The 15,138-nt window shown below is 72.2% G+C and carries 14 protein-coding genes; 8 read left to right on the top strand and 6 right to left on the bottom strand.

Features of this window, described 5'->3' with window-relative positions:
• Positions 1–37 precede the first annotated feature (37 nt).
• On the bottom strand, positions 38–967 hold the full coding sequence (locus CLV70_RS04885; RefSeq protein WP_106125156.1) for an SDR family NAD(P)-dependent oxidoreductase: 930 nt from the start codon (positions 965–967) through the stop codon (positions 38–40).
• 101 nt (positions 968–1,068) lie between these two features.
• Here CLV70_RS04885 and CLV70_RS04880 point away from each other — a divergent pair, with 101 nt between their 5' ends.
• A complete protein-coding gene (locus CLV70_RS04880; protein ID WP_106125155.1) occupies positions 1,069–1,914 on the top strand; it encodes a helix-turn-helix transcriptional regulator in 846 nt (281 codons plus the stop codon).
• A gap of 25 nt (positions 1,915–1,939) precedes the next feature.
• Here CLV70_RS04880 and CLV70_RS04875 read toward each other — a convergent pair whose 3' ends face one another.
• Positions 1,940–2,173 (bottom strand): hypothetical protein, encoded by a 234-nt coding sequence (locus CLV70_RS04875; RefSeq protein WP_106125154.1) that lies wholly within the window; start codon positions 2,171–2,173, stop codon positions 1,940–1,942.
• A gap of 308 nt (positions 2,174–2,481) precedes the next feature.
• Between CLV70_RS04875 and CLV70_RS04865 the strand changes: the two genes are divergently transcribed.
• Entirely contained in the window at positions 2,482–3,705 is a 1,224-nt protein-coding gene (locus CLV70_RS04865) for a hypothetical protein (RefSeq protein WP_158277707.1), read from the top strand.
• Positions 3,706–4,034: 329 nt separating this feature from the next.
• On the opposite strand, the gene CLV70_RS04860 is transcribed toward CLV70_RS04865, so the two are convergent.
• On the bottom strand, positions 4,035–4,763 hold the full coding sequence (locus CLV70_RS04860) for a hypothetical protein (RefSeq protein WP_106125151.1): 729 nt from the start codon (positions 4,761–4,763) through the stop codon (positions 4,035–4,037).
• A gap of 132 nt (positions 4,764–4,895) precedes the next feature.
• Entirely contained in the window at positions 4,896–5,651 is a 756-nt protein-coding gene (locus CLV70_RS04855) for a DUF2306 domain-containing protein (protein ID WP_106125150.1), read from the bottom strand.
• A gap of 153 nt (positions 5,652–5,804) precedes the next feature.
• Between CLV70_RS04855 and CLV70_RS04850 the strand changes: the two genes are divergently transcribed.
• The 3 genes from CLV70_RS04850 to CLV70_RS04845 all read left to right on the top strand — a co-directional run bounded on the left by CLV70_RS04850 (position 5,805) and on the right by CLV70_RS04845 (position 7,494).
• Positions 5,805–6,479, top strand: a complete 675-nt coding sequence (locus CLV70_RS04850; protein ID WP_106125149.1) for a TetR/AcrR family transcriptional regulator — start codon at positions 5,805–5,807, stop codon at positions 6,477–6,479.
• A 117-nt stretch (positions 6,480–6,596) separates the two neighbouring features.
• The gene (locus tag CLV70_RS39590) at positions 6,597–6,767 is read left to right on the top strand and encodes a hypothetical protein (RefSeq protein ID WP_158277706.1); all 171 of its coding nucleotides are present in this window, start codon (positions 6,597–6,599) and stop codon (positions 6,765–6,767) included.
• Between the two features lie 118 nt (positions 6,768–6,885).
• On the top strand, positions 6,886–7,494 hold the full coding sequence (locus tag CLV70_RS04845; RefSeq protein ID WP_106125148.1) for a nucleotidyltransferase domain-containing protein: 609 nt from the start codon (positions 6,886–6,888) through the stop codon (positions 7,492–7,494).
• Between the two features lie 42 nt (positions 7,495–7,536).
• Here the strand turns inward: CLV70_RS04845 and CLV70_RS04840 are convergent, their stop codons facing one another.
• Together CLV70_RS04840 and CLV70_RS04835 are read right to left on the bottom strand one after the other, a co-directional pair.
• Entirely contained in the window at positions 7,537–10,914 is a 3,378-nt protein-coding gene (locus tag CLV70_RS04840; RefSeq protein ID WP_106125147.1) for a 3-keto-alpha-glucoside-1,2-lyase-like domain-containing protein, read from the bottom strand.
• 106 nt (positions 10,915–11,020) lie between these two features.
• Positions 11,021–12,253 carry a PP2C family protein-serine/threonine phosphatase gene (locus CLV70_RS04835; RefSeq protein ID WP_106125146.1) on the bottom strand — a complete coding sequence of 411 codons (1,233 nt, stop codon included), beginning with the start codon at positions 12,251–12,253 and terminating at the stop codon, positions 11,021–11,023.
• Positions 12,254–12,392: 139 nt separating this feature from the next.
• Between CLV70_RS04835 and CLV70_RS04830 the strand changes: the two genes are divergently transcribed.
• The 3 genes from CLV70_RS04830 to CLV70_RS04820 all read left to right on the top strand — a co-directional run bounded on the left by CLV70_RS04830 (position 12,393) and on the right by CLV70_RS04820 (position 15,097).
• Entirely contained in the window at positions 12,393–13,052 is a 660-nt protein-coding gene (locus CLV70_RS04830) for a response regulator transcription factor (RefSeq protein ID WP_106125145.1), read from the top strand.
• Positions 13,053–14,150 carry a sensor histidine kinase gene (locus CLV70_RS04825; protein ID WP_106125144.1) on the top strand — a complete coding sequence of 366 codons (1,098 nt, stop codon included), beginning with the start codon at positions 13,053–13,055 and terminating at the stop codon, positions 14,148–14,150.
• A gap of 89 nt (positions 14,151–14,239) precedes the next feature.
• The gene (locus CLV70_RS04820) at positions 14,240–15,097 is read left to right on the top strand and encodes a hypothetical protein (protein ID WP_106125143.1); all 858 of its coding nucleotides are present in this window, start codon (positions 14,240–14,242) and stop codon (positions 15,095–15,097) included.
• Positions 15,098–15,138 lie beyond the last annotated feature (41 nt).

Raw genomic sequence — 15,138 nt, 5'->3', positions numbered from 1 at the left:
CGAGCTTTCCGTTGTGGCTGCCGAGTATGCCGGGCGCTCAGACGGGCAGGAGTCCGGCGGTGGCCGCCCACAGGCGGCGTTCGCGGTCCGGGTCGTGGGCGACCGGGCGCACGCCGGCCACCCTGCCCTTCACAACGAACGCGCCGTCGCGCAGGCCAGCCCACCTGTCGTCGAGGGCCAGCGAGGCCAGCAGCGGCCCCGAGCGCTGCGGGGTGGACACGCCGGGCAGGCGTCCCAGGGCACGGCCGATCGCCTGGAAGACCTCGGGCGTTCCGCGGCTCAGGGCCGTGCCGGGCATCCAGCCCGGCTCGAACACCGTGACGTCGACGCCGGGGCCGGCGTGGCGCTGGAGTTCGTGGGCGTAGTAGAGGACGGCGAGCTTCGCATTGGCGTACGCGACGCCGGAAGCCCGGAGACCGGTGGCCGTGCCGGCGGCAGCGGGCCGGGCCAGCTCGGCCGGGTCGCGCCACTCCGCCGGCGGTACGCCCAGCAGCCGCCGCCAGAAGTTGGCGCTGTACACGTTCGAGCCGAGCAGCACGACGCGGGCCGGCGCGGTGAGGGAGCCGAGCAGGTCGCCGATCAGCTGGGCGTGCGCCAGGTAGTTCACGGCGAACGTCAGCTCGTACCCGTCGGCCGAGGCGGTGCGGGTGTCCGGCGACATGAGGCCCGCGTTGGCGATCAGGGCCCGCAGGGGACGCACCGCGCCGGACTCGACCAGGTGGCGCGCGGTGGCCGCGGCTGCCCGTACGTCGGCGAGGCGGGCCAGGTCGACGGGGATCTCGTGGACCCTCGCCCCGCGGGCACGCGCCTCCGCGGCGACCTCGATGAGCGCCTTCCCGCCCCGGCCGGCCAGCAGCAGGTCGGGACGCTCCCGCGCCGGGCGGCCGGCCATCGCGAGGGTGGCGGAGCGGCCCAGGCCGCGGGTGGGGCCGGTGATCAGGACGGTTCCTGTTTCGGTGGTGGTCATGCCCCGATCCTGGGAGCGGCGCGGGCGATCAGGCAGCCGTCCCGTTGTCGTAGGACCACCAGGGCCAGGACACGGGCCCGCCCGGCGCGCAGACTGACACCATGGAGTCCTGGGAATTCGGCCGGACGGTGCGCCGCTGGCGTGACCGCGTGGCGCCCGCGACGGTGGGCGTACCGGTGGGCACCCGCCGCCGCGCGAGCGGCCTGCGCCGCGAGGAACTGGCCGCCCTCGCCGGAATCTCGGCCGACTACCTGACCCGGCTCGAACAGGGCCGCGCGACCACGCCGTCGGCGCAGGTCGTGGAGGCCCTCGCCCGCTCCCTGCGCCTGTCCGCCACCGAACGCGGCCTCCTCTACCGGCTGGCCGGCCACGCCACGCCCGGCCCCGACGTGATCCCCTCCCGCGTCACGCCCAGCATCCAGCGCCTGCTCGACCGCCTCTCCCACACCCCGGTCATCGTGTACGACGCCGGCTGGACCCTCGTCCTCGCCAACGCCCCCTACAACGCGCTGATGGGCGACACGACCACCTGGCGCGGCCTGGCCCGCAACGCGATCTGGCGCAACCTCCTCGGCCACCACAACCGCACCGTGCACACCCCGGAGGAACAGGCCGACCACGAGGCCCGCCTGGTCGCCGACCTGCGCCTGACCGCCGCCCGCTACCCGGCGGACCACGCCCTGAAGCGCCTGATCGCGGACCTGACCCAGCAGAGCCCCCGCTTCGCCGAACTCTGGGAGACGGCCGACCCGCCACCCCTCCCCGACCCCTCGAAACGCAAACTGATCGACCACCCGGCAGCGGGCCGCCTGACCCTCGACTGCGACGCCCTCCTCGTCGCCCAGGACGACCTCCGCATCACGGTCTACACCGCCGAACCGGGCACCGAGGACGCGGAACGCCTCGCCCTGGCCATCGTCCTCGGCACCCAGACCCTCGTCGACTGAGAGCGACCGGAGGCGACCGCCCGGGTCATCCGGGATCGGCGTCGTCGCCGGGTGCTTGGTCGCGCTCGCTGGAGGGACCGCGCCGGATCGAGTGGACGAAGTCGGTCACCCGTTGCCGATAGGCCTGCCGCAACGCCCATTTCGCGATCTCGTCGCGGGAGACGCCACACATGCGCAGCACGCCGGCCATGATCAAGACGAAGGCCGGGTACGACAGAAGCAGGATGATGGCCGCCACCGGCGAGAGACCGTCCACCATGACGGCATCCCTAGTCCGCTCCGGCCGGGCAAGCGATGAGCACCATGCCGATATCCCCCATCCGACGTACGTCAGGAGGGTAGGGAGTCTGGTGGAAAAGCGAACGGCTCGCCCTCCCCGGCCTGCGGGGCAGCTACCTCACCCTTGTATATCCACGGTAAGCACCGCCCGCTCCGGGGCGGCCGGCCGTACGGAAGTAATCCGGCATCGGTCAGCAATAATGTGCGGCAGGCCGTCGTCGGGTTATCGTCGGGTTGTCGTTTTCCGTCGTCGCATGATCGGTCGGGGAGCTGATCACGGTGGTGAGCGTGAGTGGGAGCGGGCCCGGAACGACGCGAGATCAGCTCGAAGCCGCGCTGCGGCATCTGGGCCGGCGCAATCACGGTGAGCCGTCGGAACTGCTCCGGTACGCCTTCGAAGTGCCGGAGAGCCGGATCGGACGGGAACTCGCCGCGCTGACCCGGCCGGCGGTCGCGCTGACCGGCTGGACGGCCGGCGAACGCGCCGAGGCCGTCTGGGGGCTCGTCCGGGAGGGCGTCGTCGCTCCGGACGTCGGCCCGACGAGAGGGTCACGGCGGCGCCACGCCCTGTTCGCCGCGTTCCGGCTGCCGGTCCCGGGCATCGCCGAGCCGTGGCGAGGCTCGCTCCACGACCGGTTCAAGCAACTCGCCGCCCTGCCGGACGTGTTCGGCGATCCCACGACGACCCAGCCGATGGAGATGGCCTGGAAGCGCGGGGTACGGGCACTGGCCACCCATCTCGACGACCGCTTCCGGGCGTTGGCCGAGCCCGGCGCCTGGGCGCCGTACCGGCCGCGGGACAGCGGGCGGCGGGAACATCAGCCGGCCGCCGGCTGGCCGGTGTACTTCGGGGAACCGAGCGATTCCCCGACGGGCCTGCGGCAACCCTCGCCCGGCGCCCAGCCGGTCTTCGTCAACCTCTTCGTCACCACGGTCTTCATGCGACGCCGTGCGGTCTACCGCCGCATCACGGAACGTCTGGTCACCGCACGCCGGGACGACGTCGCCTACTACACCGCCCGCGGCTTCGCCGGTGCACCTCCCAGGATCACCTATGTGCCGGTCCAGGCGCTGTGGGGCTGCACGGCGGAGTTCGTCGAATCACCCCGTCCCGGCCGGCCGGCGGTGACCCGGCTCCGGTTCCCCGCCCCGCTGCGCGCCGGCGAACGGGCGCACTTCGCCTCCGAGGTGATCGACGAGAACATCGAGGAGGAACGGCTCTGGGTGGACGTCGACGTCGACCACTACGGCATCGCCCGAGGTCAGGTTGCCTACGGCGGCCTGGTCCCGGTCAGCGGCCTGACGATCCGGATACGGTTCGATCACGATCAATTGCCCGAATCGGTGTGGTGGTACGCGGAGGCCAACCAGAGCGAGCGGTACGACCCTCCGCCGAAAGGCGACCGGCGCCTGCTCCCCATCATCGGCCGCGACGTGCAGTTCACATTCACCGACCGGCCGTGCCAACCGCGAGAAAGCTACGGGCTCGCGTTCAGCTGGCCCACCGTCTGAGCGCCACTCACGACAGAGGCCGCACGCCGCGCGTGTGGCCTCTGTCGATCTCGGCGGGTGGAATCAGTTTCCCCCGCTGCCGCCTTCAAGCTTCGACACGACATCTCCCTCCAGGCTGGACCGGCCTCGCGGTCCCCGTCCGAGCAACTGTTGGATGCTAAAGCACCGCGACCGAGAATCGCACATTCCACTCGTCATCCCGCAGAGGGACACGCAATCTCCCATCGCGCCCACCCGGATGCCGACGAAGCGGACGCCGCGTCGTGCCGGTGCGACCCCCGTCGCCGCCGGACCGCGCACTCCACAGGGCCGCGGGGACACGCGAGCGATCAGGATCGCGGGGCCTGCGGCGGCTTCTCGATGAGGTCCCAGCGGTCGCCGTGGCCGGTGGCGATCGCGACCGCTTCGATGACGCGGCGGGCCGCCGGGGCGTCGGCGTAGAGGTTGACGGCTGCTTCCAGGGATACCGGGGGGCCGCCGGCGAGGCTCGCGGCCACGGCGATCAGCCGGCGGTCCCGGTCCGGGACGTCGGCGGTCGCGGCGAAGGCGACCACCGCGGCCCAGTCGGTGACCTGTCCCATCCGTACGGTGTCGCCCATGTCCCACACCAGGTCCAGGATCCGCACGAGGTCGCCGAAGCCCGGCTGGTCCGGGATCGCGGTGAAGCCGAGGAGGTGGACGGCGGCGTGCCGGCCGGACGAGGCGCCGGTGGCGAGGTCGGTGCGCAGGAGGCTCCGGATCTCGTCGCCGGTGAAGCCGGTGGCGAAGTCCGGCCGGCGCGGCCGCACGTGCAGCGGCGGCGGGTCGCCGGGGCCGGCCAGCAGCTCCGCCACCCGCAGGCACTCCTCGCACGGCGGCAGCGAGGCGATGTCGATGCACGTGTCGCTGAGATACATGTCGTACGCGACGTCGATCGCCCACTGGTCGGTGCCCCAGATGTGCCGTTCCGGCGAGGAGCACAGCGTGTAGCCCGTCATTCCGCCGTCCCCGCCGGGGGCGTCGTCGAGGTCCACGGACAGGTGCCGCAGGGTGCCGTCCGTACACGGTCGAGGGGTCATCGGGTCCTCCTCAGCACCGGACACTCTGCCGGCCACCCGGACTGACGATTCTATCGCCGCCCCGCATCGGCACGCCCCCTCCGAACCGGATCCCGCGTCTGTCTCATGGGGACGGCGGTCGCGCAGCGACCCTCACGCTCCGGCCACCGCCTGCGACATCCGGCGTGCCGTGGGCGATGGGGAGAAGCGGAGGCCGGGAAGGTTGCGGCGGCGGATCAGGAGTTCGGCCACGACGATGTTCGGGAGCCAGCAGAGAAACGGCACGGCCGCGTACGCGTTGCGCACGAGCTCGTCCGGGTCCGTCCCGGCGCCGCGGCCGGCCAGCAACTGGACGCCGATCAGGATGCCGAGCCAGAGCCGCAGGGTGGGCGCCGCGAAGGTGAGGGCGAAGCTGCGGATCATCCATGCCTGGTGGCCGGCGAGGTCACGGGCGCGGACGGCACGGTACCCGCGGTAGGACGTCCAGCCCCAGAGCACTGCGAGGGTGCCGAAGCCGAAGAAACCGACGAAGCCGGCGGAGTTGAAGAACGCCATCACGAAGCCGGACACGGCGGCGAGCGCGACGGCGATCAGGTAGCCGCGTCCGATCCAGCGGTGCAGGCCGAGGTAGCGGCGGCGGATCATCCTCGCGAACGAGAACGGGCCCACGGCGAGGGCGAGGCCGGCCGAGACTATGTGGACGTAGAACGCGACCTGGGCCACCACGGGCCGGTTCGCGTAGGTCGAGGCGAGGCCGACCTCCTCGGCGCCGAGGTCCCGGAGGCTGCCGGTCGCGTACTGACCGACGAAGTAGCCGGCGATCGCCAGCGAGATCAGCGTGATGACGGTCCAGCTCACCCGGGAACCGGACCGGGAGCTCGGCGGCCGGATCTTCGAGGACGTGACCATTCGGGGTACCCACTTTCGGCCGGGGAAACGGTCCGCGCCGGAGGCGCAGGACGACCGGTTCGGCAATCTGGACAGTGTGAGTATTGCGGCCGGGCGCTCCGGGCGTCAACCCGTGGCGACTCGCGTGCCCCACCGGCATGCCAGGATTCAACGATGGTCGAGAAACGCCCCCGCACCCGCGCCACCTATCACCACGGCGACCTGCGCGCCGCCCTGATCACGGCGGGCATCGGCGTGGCCCGCGAGGGCGGCCCGCAGGCGGTCGTCCTGCGGGAGGTCGCCAGGATCGTCGGCGTCGCGCCGAACTCCGCGTACGGGCACTTCGCGACCCTGACCGCACTCAAGAAAGCGGTCGCGGACCGGGCGCTGGGCGACATGGCCGCAGCCATGGACGCCTACCTGGAGGCCGCGGCGCCGGACGAACCGGCCGATCCCGCGGAGGCGGCGAAGACGTACCTGCGCGAGGTCGGCCGGGCCTACCTCCATTTCGCCCTGACCGAGCCGGGGTTGTTCCGCACCGCGATGGGCGGCGACCCGACCGGCATCGGCGTTCCCGGTGTGCCCGAGGAGGCGACCGGAACCGATCACGATGACGATCGGCCGAAGCCGGAGTTCCACCTGCTGCGCGCGCTCGACCGGCTCGTGGGGGCCGGCTGCCTGCATCCGGCGGACACGAACCGGGCGGTGATGGCGAGCTGGGCCGCCGTACACGGACTGGCGATCATGTTTCTCGATCTCCTGCCCTACCTGACCCCGGAGGAGAGGGACGCGGCCGTCAGCGAGACGCTGGACGTTCTCGTCGCGGGGCTGACCTGTCCACGACCGTGACCGCCGGGCCGCGGAATCATCGCAAGTTCATGTGGTGGTCAGCCCTCGTTGCTTCCGTACGGGGCAGCGCCTCGGGCATCGTGGGGCGGAACCGTCCTCTCCTGCGAAGCGGTGACCATGATCGCCATCGTGGTATTCGCCCTGTCCGCGTGTGTCGGGGTGGTCCTGGCAGCCCTGGAGGCTCCCGCCTCCGCCGACACCCGATTCGTGCGCGTCACCAGTACGACGATCATCGCCACCGGAGCGGTGACGGTGGTGGTCGCGCTCGCCCGGGAGGCGTTCGGCTGAGCAACGCGCGGCCCGGCACGACGCGGCGCGCGGCCCGGGACGGCGCGAGGCCACGGCAGGCGGAGGCCGGGGCGGCGCGTGAGACCTGAGCGGAGGCGGGCCGCATAGGGTCGGTGGTGTGGAGCATCCTGACATCGAGGCGTGGGACGCCTGGCATCCCCGTGAGCTCGCCGGGCGGCTCCGGGACGCGCGGCTCACCTGGTACGTCGCGGGCGGCTGGGCCGTCGACCTCCATCGCGGCGAGCGGACCCGGGCCCACGAGGACGTGGAGATCGGCGTGCCGGCCGGGCAGTTCGCGCTGCTGCCGCCGCTGTTTCCCGAGTTGGAGTTCTGGGTGCCGGCGGGCGACGGCGCCCTCGTGCCGATGACCGGCGCGGCGCCGGCCGGCGACTCGCATCAGACGTGGGCCTGGGACCCGGCCGCGCGGCGGTGGCGCTTCGACGTCTTCCGCGAGCCGCACGACGGGGACGTGTGGATCTGCCGGCGGGACGAGCAGCGGATCCGGCGGCCCTACCGGGAGGTCGTCCGGCGCGACGGCGACGGGATCCCGTACCTGGGCATCGAAGTGGTGTTGCTGTTCAAGGCGAAGCACGCCCGGGACAAGGACGAGGCCGACTTCACCGGGGTGCTGCCCCTGCTGTCCCGGGCCGAACGCGGCTGGCTCGACGCCACGCTCGGCCTGGTCGATCCCGGGCATCCGTGGCGGGCCCGGCTGCGGTCCGCGTGACGCCAGGGGGCGCGCACCGACGGGTGCGCGCCCCCTGACCGGTTACGCCGGCTCGATCCAGATGTTGCGATACCGTACGTTCGCTCCGGGGTCGCCGTGGTCCTGGAGCCGGATCGGCAGGAAGTTCGGTCCCTCGGCGGCTCCCGCGCCGGTGGGGCCGTCGATGGCCACGTTGTTGTGCACCGTCGTGCCGTTCCAGACCACGGTGACGCGGGCGTCCTCGGTCTTGGTGGTGCCGTCGTAGCGGGCCGCGCGGAAGGTGACGTCGTAGGTCTGCCAGGTCTCCGGTGCGGTGCCCGCGTTCGCCGAGGGTGCCCGCTTCTGGTAGATGGCCGCGCACTCGTTGTCGGCGAGGGTGGCCTTGCCGTACGTGTCGAGCACCTGCAGCTCGTAACGGTCCTGCAGGTAGATGCCGCTGTTCGCGCGGGCCTGACCGGTCACGTCGGCCGGCAGGTCGGGCAGCCAGAACTCGGCGTGCAGCTTGAAGTCGCCGAAGGTCTGCTTGGTGCGCAGGTCGCCGCCGAGCACCTCGGCCGAGCCGCCGGAGACCGGCCACGTCGGCGCGCTGCCGTCGGCGTTCTGGAAGCCCGCGAGGGTGCCGCCGTCGAAGAGGGTGACCCTGCTGGTGCCGTTGTGGGTCCACTTCTGCTGGGCGACGTCGGCCCAGCCCCAGATCTGCACCTGGGTGCCGTCGGCGGTGGCCCCGCCGGCGACGTCCAGGACCTTGCCCGACTGCGGGTTGAGCAGCGAGCCGTTGGCCTGCGGCTGCCACACCTGCGCGGCGCTGTTGTTGCAGGTGTAGAGCTGCACCTTGGTGCCGTCGGCGGTGCCGCCGTTGTCGATGTCCAGGCACTTGCCGAGGGCCCGCAGCGCGTCACCGTCGCGGGTCCAGCTCTGCGCCGAGCTGTTGTTGCAGGTGTGCAGCTGGATCTTCGTACGGTCGGCGGTGCCGGCGTTCGAGACGTCCAGGCACTTGCCGCCGATGCCGGTGATCGTGCCGGTACGCGGCGCCGCGGCGGTCCCCCCGGTGCCGATCGTCAGGCTGTCGAGGTTGACGTGCCCGATGTCGCCACTGTCCACCTTGTACGCGATCGTGTTGCCGCCGGCCCGCAGGGTCACGGAGTCGGTCCTCGTCGCCCAGGTGTCCCAGTTGCCGGTGTCGGCGAGGCTGATCTGCCGCAGCTTGGTGCCGTTGACGTACAGGCTCACGGTCTTGGCGCCCGCGGACGGGTTGGGACCGTTGCTGAACCGCAGGGTGGCCGGGTACGAGCCGGCCGACGGCACGTCGACGCTGAACGTGGTCGCCGCGCCCGCCGAACCGTAGCCGGCGACGAACCCGGTGCCGGTGTATCCACTGTGGTCGGTGGCCACGCCGGCGGTGCCGCTGAGGCCGGCGTTCTCCGCCTCGACCCGGTCGGTGCGCAGCGTCGTGCCGTCGGCGAGGCTGTTCAGCGTGTACCACGCCTCGGTGCTCCACAGCGACGAGCCGCTCGTCGAGGTGAAGGGCCGCGGCGAACGTACGTGCACGACCCGGCCCGGCTTGAGCCCGTTGAGCTTGAGGGTCACCTTGAGCCGGTCCGCGGACAGGGTCGCCGACGCCACCTGCAGCGTCTCCTCGTCGACCTTGGGGCCGCCGTACGCCGGGGTCGGCACGTAGCGCCACTGCTCGGCCCGGTAGCGGGCGGCCAGCTGGGCGGCGGTGGTGGCCGACACGGGCTGGGTGTACTCGAGTTCGAAGCCGCCCGCGATCGCCCGCATCGCCTTGATGTCGAAGACGCTGGTGCCGTTGGGCGTGAGCTTCTGCAGCCCGTACGTGAGCTTGCCCTCCTGGCCCCAGTTGCCGCCGGCGCCGAGGCCGCCGGCGTAGAGCGCGCCGTCCGGGCCCTGGCTGAGGCGCAGCACGCCCATCTCGAGTCCCTGGGTGAGGCGGAAGACCGCGCCCTGGTACTGGCCGTTGACCTTCTCCAGGTACGCCCGCTGCACGCCGCCGTACGTGACGTCGCCGAAGAGCATCTGGCCCGCGTACGGTCCGGTGTCGAGCATGAGCGGGGTGCTGGGCGAGTTGGCGATCTCGTTCTGCGGCAGCCACAGCACCGGCTGGGTGACCGGCTGGGCGTCGAACGGGCCGTCGGGGTTGGTGTAGTGGTGGAAGAAGCGGTTGGGCTTGATCTGCACCAGCTTCGAGGCCGGCAGCCAGCCGCCCTGGTTGTCGGTGACGAAGATGTCGCCCTCCGGCCCCCAGCCGATGCCGTCCGGCGTGCGCAGTCCGCCGGCGACGTACTCGACCGCTCCGGTCGTACGGTTGATCTTCAGGCTGGTGCCCCGGTTGGGCGACCCCTGCGGCTGGGTGGTGGCACCGCCGAGGTCGATGGAGACGGACAGGTTCAGGTAGAAGTAGCCGTCCTTGTAGAGCAGGCCGAAGGCGAACTCGTGGAAGTTGCCGTCGAAGGGCCACGTCGCGACCCGGCGGTACTGGTCGATGACCCCGTCGCCGGTGGTGTCGTTGAGCTCGGTCAGCTCGTGCTTCTGCGAGACGTAGATCCGGCCGTCGACGATCTTCAGGCCCATCGGCTCGCGCAGGCCGGTCGCGATCCGCTTGTACGTGACCTGGCTCGGCGACGTGGCGCCGGTGACGCCGCTGAGGACGTACACCTCACCGGCGACCGTGTCGCTGCCGCCCCAGGTGGCGATCGCCAGGCGCCCGTCCGGGAACCAGTCCATCGCGCTCACCTGTGGCTGGAAGCCGTTCGGCCGCAGGTTGGTGAGCGTGTAGCCGGGGTGCACCGAGGTGAGCGGCAGGCCGTCGCCGGGGCTGTCGCCCGAGGCCTCGCACTCCTTGCGCCCGGGCGCGGTCACCCGCACCACGCCGGAATCGGTGCTCAGCACGGAGGTGGGCACGACCACGAACGCGCTCGCGCCGGGCGGACGCCATTCGAGGGTGAGCTGCTGTCCGCCGTCGCGCTCGAAGTAGTCGATGCGCAGGCCGTGGTAGCCGGTGGTGAGGGAGACGCTGCCCTCCATGGAGGTGGCACCGTGCGCACCGTCGTGGTTGATCACGGTCGTGTCGTCGATCTGCAGCCGGGAACCGTCGTCGCTGGTGAGGCGGAAGGCGTACGTGCCGGCGGTGGGGATGGCGACGTTGCCGATCACCTCCGCCTGGAAGCGGTCCTCGAAGCCGAAGTCGGCCGCGGTGGTCCAGTTGATCGCCGGCATGAGCTTGTCGACGTTGGGGGTCTGGCCGGGCTTGAGGGTGCAGATCGTGTCGCGTGACACCTGCAGGTCGTAGGTCCGCAGGGTGACGCCGGGCTCCTGCGGCGGCACGGCGGCCTCCGCGGGCAGGGCGGGGAGGAGGACGGCGAGGAGGGTGGCGGCGCCCAGCAACAGGGCCGCCCGGGGACGGGGGTGCATCAGACTTTTCATCGTGCGCTCCGCAGGCACAGCACGGCCGGGACCGGAAGTCGACGACCATCGATGCCTGGGACGCTAGGCGCCTTGTGTCGGGAAGTCCACAACTTTCATGAAGAAGCTATGAACTTTTGTTGCACTCGACAAAAGGGCGTCGGACGACCAGCAGGGCGATGTCGTCGGTCGGCAGCTCGCTCGCCGTACGGCTCATGATCGTGCCGCACACCGCGTCGGCGCCGGCGTGGCGCACCGCGTCGGCGAGCCGCCCGATCCCCTCGTCGATGACCTCGCCCCGGTGCTCCACCAGCCCGTCGGTGTAGCAGACGAACAGGCCGCCCGCGGGGAACGCCACCGTCGCCGTCCGCCGGCCGATGGACGGGCGCCCGACGCCGAGCGGCGGCCCGACCGGAATGTCGAGCACCACGCCCGGGCCGTCCGGCGCGGCCAGGATCGGGGGCAGGTGACCGGCCGAGGACAGCCGGACCGTCTCCCGGTCCGGCGAGATCATCGCGTACAGGGCGGTGGTCAGCACGCCCGTCTCGAAGTGGTGCACCTTGCGGTCCAGCAGGGTCAGCACCTCGGCGGGATCGTCGCACACCAGCGCGTACGCCCGCAGCGCACTGCGGATGCGGCCCATCACCACGGCCGAGGGCAGCCCGTGCCCGGAGACGTCGCCGATCACCACGCCCAGCCAGCCCGAGGGCAGAGTGAAGACGTCGTACCAGTCGCCGCCGATGCCGTACGCGTGCCCCGGCACATAGCGCGCCGCCAGGTCCACCCCCTCGATCCGGGGCAGCGTGGCGGGCAGGAGGCTGCGTTGCAGGGCCAGGGCGGCGGACTGGTCGAGCTTGTGCGAGCGGATCTGTCCCGCGAGGCTGGCCCGGTCGGCGACCAGCTGCATCAGCTGCACGTCGTCGGCGGTGAACACCCGCGGCGACAGGCTGCCGATGTGCAGCACGCCGACGACCTCACCGTCGGCCATCATCGGCACGCCGAGCAGCGACCGGATGCCCTTGTCCAGCAGGATCGGGTTCACCACGTCGTCCGGGGTGACGTCGGCGATGACCACCGGTCGCCGGGTCGCGGCCACCCGGCCGGCGAAACCGCGGCCGACCGACACCCGGAACCCCGCGCGGACCTCCTCCTCCAGGCCCTTGGCCGCGGTCGCGACCAGCTGCCGGGAATGGGCGTCCATGAGCAGGATGGCCGCGGTGTCCGCGTCGAGCAGATCGGTGACCCGCTCCAGCAGCTCGTCGAGCAGGTCCGCCACGGCGAGCCGGGACAGCGCCGTGTCGGTGACGGCCTGGAGCCGCAGCAACCGCACGTCGTCCGCAATCCCCTCCGGCCCGCCCACGCATGCAGCTTAGAGCCTCGCGGGGCCCGTGCGAACGCCTCCACCGGCGGGCGGCGCGCCGGGCTGGAAAGGGCGTTTATGCAGCCTTTATGGCGCCTGTGCGATCCTGCGGCATGCGGTCTGGGGAGGATCACCTGTCATGCGGGTGCTGATGGCGGACGATCAGCGGGTCCTGGCGGACACCGTCGCCGAGGGGCTACGGGGGTTCGCCATGGCGGTCGACGTCGTGTACGACGGGGCCAGCGCCCTGGAACGGGTGCTCACGAACCAGTACGAGGTGGCCGTCCTGGACCGGGACATGCCGGGGCTGTCCGGCGACGCCGTGTGCCGCCGCCTCCTCGAATCCGACCGCGACACCCGGGTGCTGATGCTGACCGCCGCCGCCGGGATCCGGGACCGGGTCGAGGGGCTGGGCCTCGGCGCCGACGACTACCTCACCAAGCCGTTCGCCTTCGCCGAGCTGGTGGCGCGCGTGCAGGCCCTGGGCCGCCGGCCGGGCCGGGCGACGAGGCCGGTGCTGGAACACGACGGCGTCGTCCTGGACCCGGCCCAGCACCGGGCCTACCGCGACGGGCTGCCCCTGGCGCTGTCGCCCAAGGAGTTCGCGGTCCTGCACGTGCTGCTGCGCGCGGACGGGGCGGTGGTGAGCGCCGAGCAACTGCTGGAGCAAGCCTGGGACGAGAACGCCGACCCCTTCACCAATTCCGTACGGGTGACCGTGATGACCCTGCGCAAGAAGCTGGGCGACCCGCCGCTCATCCACACGGTGCCGCGCGTCGGATACCGGCTCGGAGCCTAGGTGCGCCTGAGCTCCCCGCGGTGGCGGGTCCTGCTCGTCTGCGCCGCGGCCGTCCTCCTCGGCCGCCTCGTGCCGGAGCTCGCCGGCCGGGTCCTGCTGCTGTGGCGCGCTCACCTCGGCGGCGGGTGCCCCGCGGCGGCGGTGTCCGCGGAACCGTCGCCGGGCTGGTGGTGCGCCCTGCCCGCCGGCCCGGTCACCCAGGCCCGGATCGTCGAGGCGGTGCTGGTCCTGCTGGGGGCGGGGCTGCTGCTCGTGGCCGTACGGTGGGCGCTCGGACCGCTGCGCGACGTCGCCGGGGTCATCCGCGTGGTCGGACCGCAGAACCTCGGTCAGCGCCTCACCGCCGGCCGGTTCGGCGGCGAGGCGCAGGTGCTGGCCCGCGCCGTCAACGAGATGCTCGAGCGGGTGGCCGTGGGCTACGAGTCCCAGCGCCGGTTCGCGGCCGCCGCCTCGCACGAATTGCGCACCCCGCTGGCCGTGCAGCGGGCGCTGGTCGAGGTGAGCCTGGCGAACAACCCCACGCCCCAGAAGGTGGAGGTGGTGGCGGAGCAGTTGCTGGCCGCGAACGAGCGCAACGTCAACCTGATCGAGGCGCTGCTGGTGCTCAGCGAGAGCGACCGCGGGCTGGCCGGGCGTACCGCGGTGCGGCTGGACCACGTCGTCGAGAAGGTGCTGGCCGACCACCGCGAGCAGGCGGCCGCGGCCGGCGTCACCATCACCAGCCGGCTGTCGCCGCGCCCGGTGGACGGCGAGGAACTGCTGCTCGAGCGGCTCGTCATCAACCTCGTGCAGAACGCGGTCAAGTACAACCGGCCGGGCGGCACCATCGACGTGGTGGTCGGCGACCGGCCCACGCTCACGGTCGCCAACACCGGGGACGACGTACCGGTCTCCGCGGTGGCCCGGCTGTTCGAACCGTTCCAGCGCCTCGGCGGCGACCGGATCAACCGGGCGGACGGGGTGGGGCTGGGCCTCACCATCGTCAGCTCCATCGTGCGCGCCCACGGCGGCACGGTGACCTGCCACTCCACCGGCCACGACGGCCTGCGCCTCGAGGTCGACCTGCCCGCCGGCCGAGGGCCCGCGGGCCGGGGATAAAGGCCGGATAAGCGCCGCCCTTACGCTCCGGTTAGGGCCTTTCGTCCATAGTTCCCGGCGTCAGATCCACTTCTCACCGGGAGCACGACATGCGACGCGTACTCATCGCCGCCGGCCTCGTACCGGCCGGCCTCCTCCTCGGCGCGTGCGGCACCACATCGGACGGTCCGGCGGCCACGGACGGCCCGCCGGCCGCGGTCCAGGACGACTTCGCGGCCCAGCAGCGCAAGGCGGAGAACATGATCGCCGACTGCATGAAACAGAAGGGCTTCCGGTACGTCCCCAGCACCACGTCGACGGTGTCGCGGGTGGACCAGTACATCGGTCCCCCGTCGCTGTTGCAGGCCGACGACGTGGTGCGGCCGCTGCGGCAGAAGTACGGCTTCGGCGTCGCGGCCAAGGAGGTCTACCCGAACGACCCGCTCGTGAACGAGCCGAACGCGAGCGCCCGGGAGAACCCCAACAACAAGATCCGCGAGGACCTCGACGAGGCTCAGCGCCAGGCCTACGACAAGGCCATGGGCACGGGCGGCAAGCCGGGCGTCGCGGGCACCCCCGGCTGCGTCGAGCAGGCGAGCAAGGCGGTCTTCGGCATCACGGACATCAACCGTGCGGAGGCCGACGCCGAGCGCGCCTGGGAGAAGTTCGGCAGCGACCCGGCCGTCGTGGCGGCGGCCCAGAAGTACGCGGACTGCCTGCGCAGCAAGGGCTACCGGATCAGCCGCGGCGAGCCGGGCGAGGTGGAGACGTTCGTGCTGGAACAGGTCCGGCCCGCGTCGGCCGTGGCCGTGGGCGAGGAGGACACCTCGACGGCCGGTGATCCGCGGACGGCGCTGAAGGCGGAGATCGGGAAGGCGCTCGACGACCTCGACTGCCGCGGGCCGTACGCGGACATCGTCCGTACGCGCTATCCGTCGATCGTGCACCTCAGCCGGGGCCAGGGTTGAGGGTCCGGCTGCTGCCCCGCCCGGGGCCGCCGCGCGTCGTC

The sequence above is a fragment of the Pseudosporangium ferrugineum genome (genome assembly GCF_003002065.1).
GTDB classification, from domain to species: Bacteria; Actinomycetota; Actinomycetes; order Mycobacteriales; family Micromonosporaceae; genus Actinoplanes; species Actinoplanes ferrugineus_A.
The sequence above is the reverse complement of the archived record's forward strand: the minus strand, read 5'-3'. Positions and strand labels throughout refer to the sequence as shown.

Excerpts from the sequence above, each read along its gene's own strand:
- CLV70_RS04885 (WP_106125156.1), bottom strand. The coding sequence starts at position 967 with ATGACCACCACCGAAACAGGAACCGTCCTGATCACCGGCCCCACCCGC.
- CLV70_RS04880 (WP_106125155.1), top strand. The coding sequence starts at position 1,069 with ATGGAGTCCTGGGAATTCGGCCGGACGGTGCGCCGCTGGCGTGACCGC.
- CLV70_RS04875 (WP_106125154.1), bottom strand. The coding sequence starts at position 2,173 with ATGGTGGACGGTCTCTCGCCGGTGGCGGCCATCATCCTGCTTCTGTCG.
- CLV70_RS04860 (WP_106125151.1), bottom strand. The coding sequence starts at position 4,763 with ATGACCCCTCGACCGTGTACGGACGGCACCCTGCGGCACCTGTCCGTG.
- CLV70_RS04855 (WP_106125150.1), bottom strand. The coding sequence starts at position 5,651 with ATGGTCACGTCCTCGAAGATCCGGCCGCCGAGCTCCCGGTCCGGTTCC.
- CLV70_RS04850 (WP_106125149.1), top strand. The coding sequence starts at position 5,805 with ATGGTCGAGAAACGCCCCCGCACCCGCGCCACCTATCACCACGGCGAC.
- CLV70_RS39590 (WP_158277706.1), top strand. The coding sequence starts at position 6,597 with ATGATCGCCATCGTGGTATTCGCCCTGTCCGCGTGTGTCGGGGTGGTC.
- CLV70_RS04840 (WP_106125147.1), bottom strand. The coding sequence starts at position 10,914 with ATGAAAAGTCTGATGCACCCCCGTCCCCGGGCGGCCCTGTTGCTGGGC.
- CLV70_RS04830 (WP_106125145.1), top strand. The coding sequence starts at position 12,393 with ATGCGGGTGCTGATGGCGGACGATCAGCGGGTCCTGGCGGACACCGTC.
- CLV70_RS04820 (WP_106125143.1), top strand. The coding sequence starts at position 14,240 with ATGCGACGCGTACTCATCGCCGCCGGCCTCGTACCGGCCGGCCTCCTC.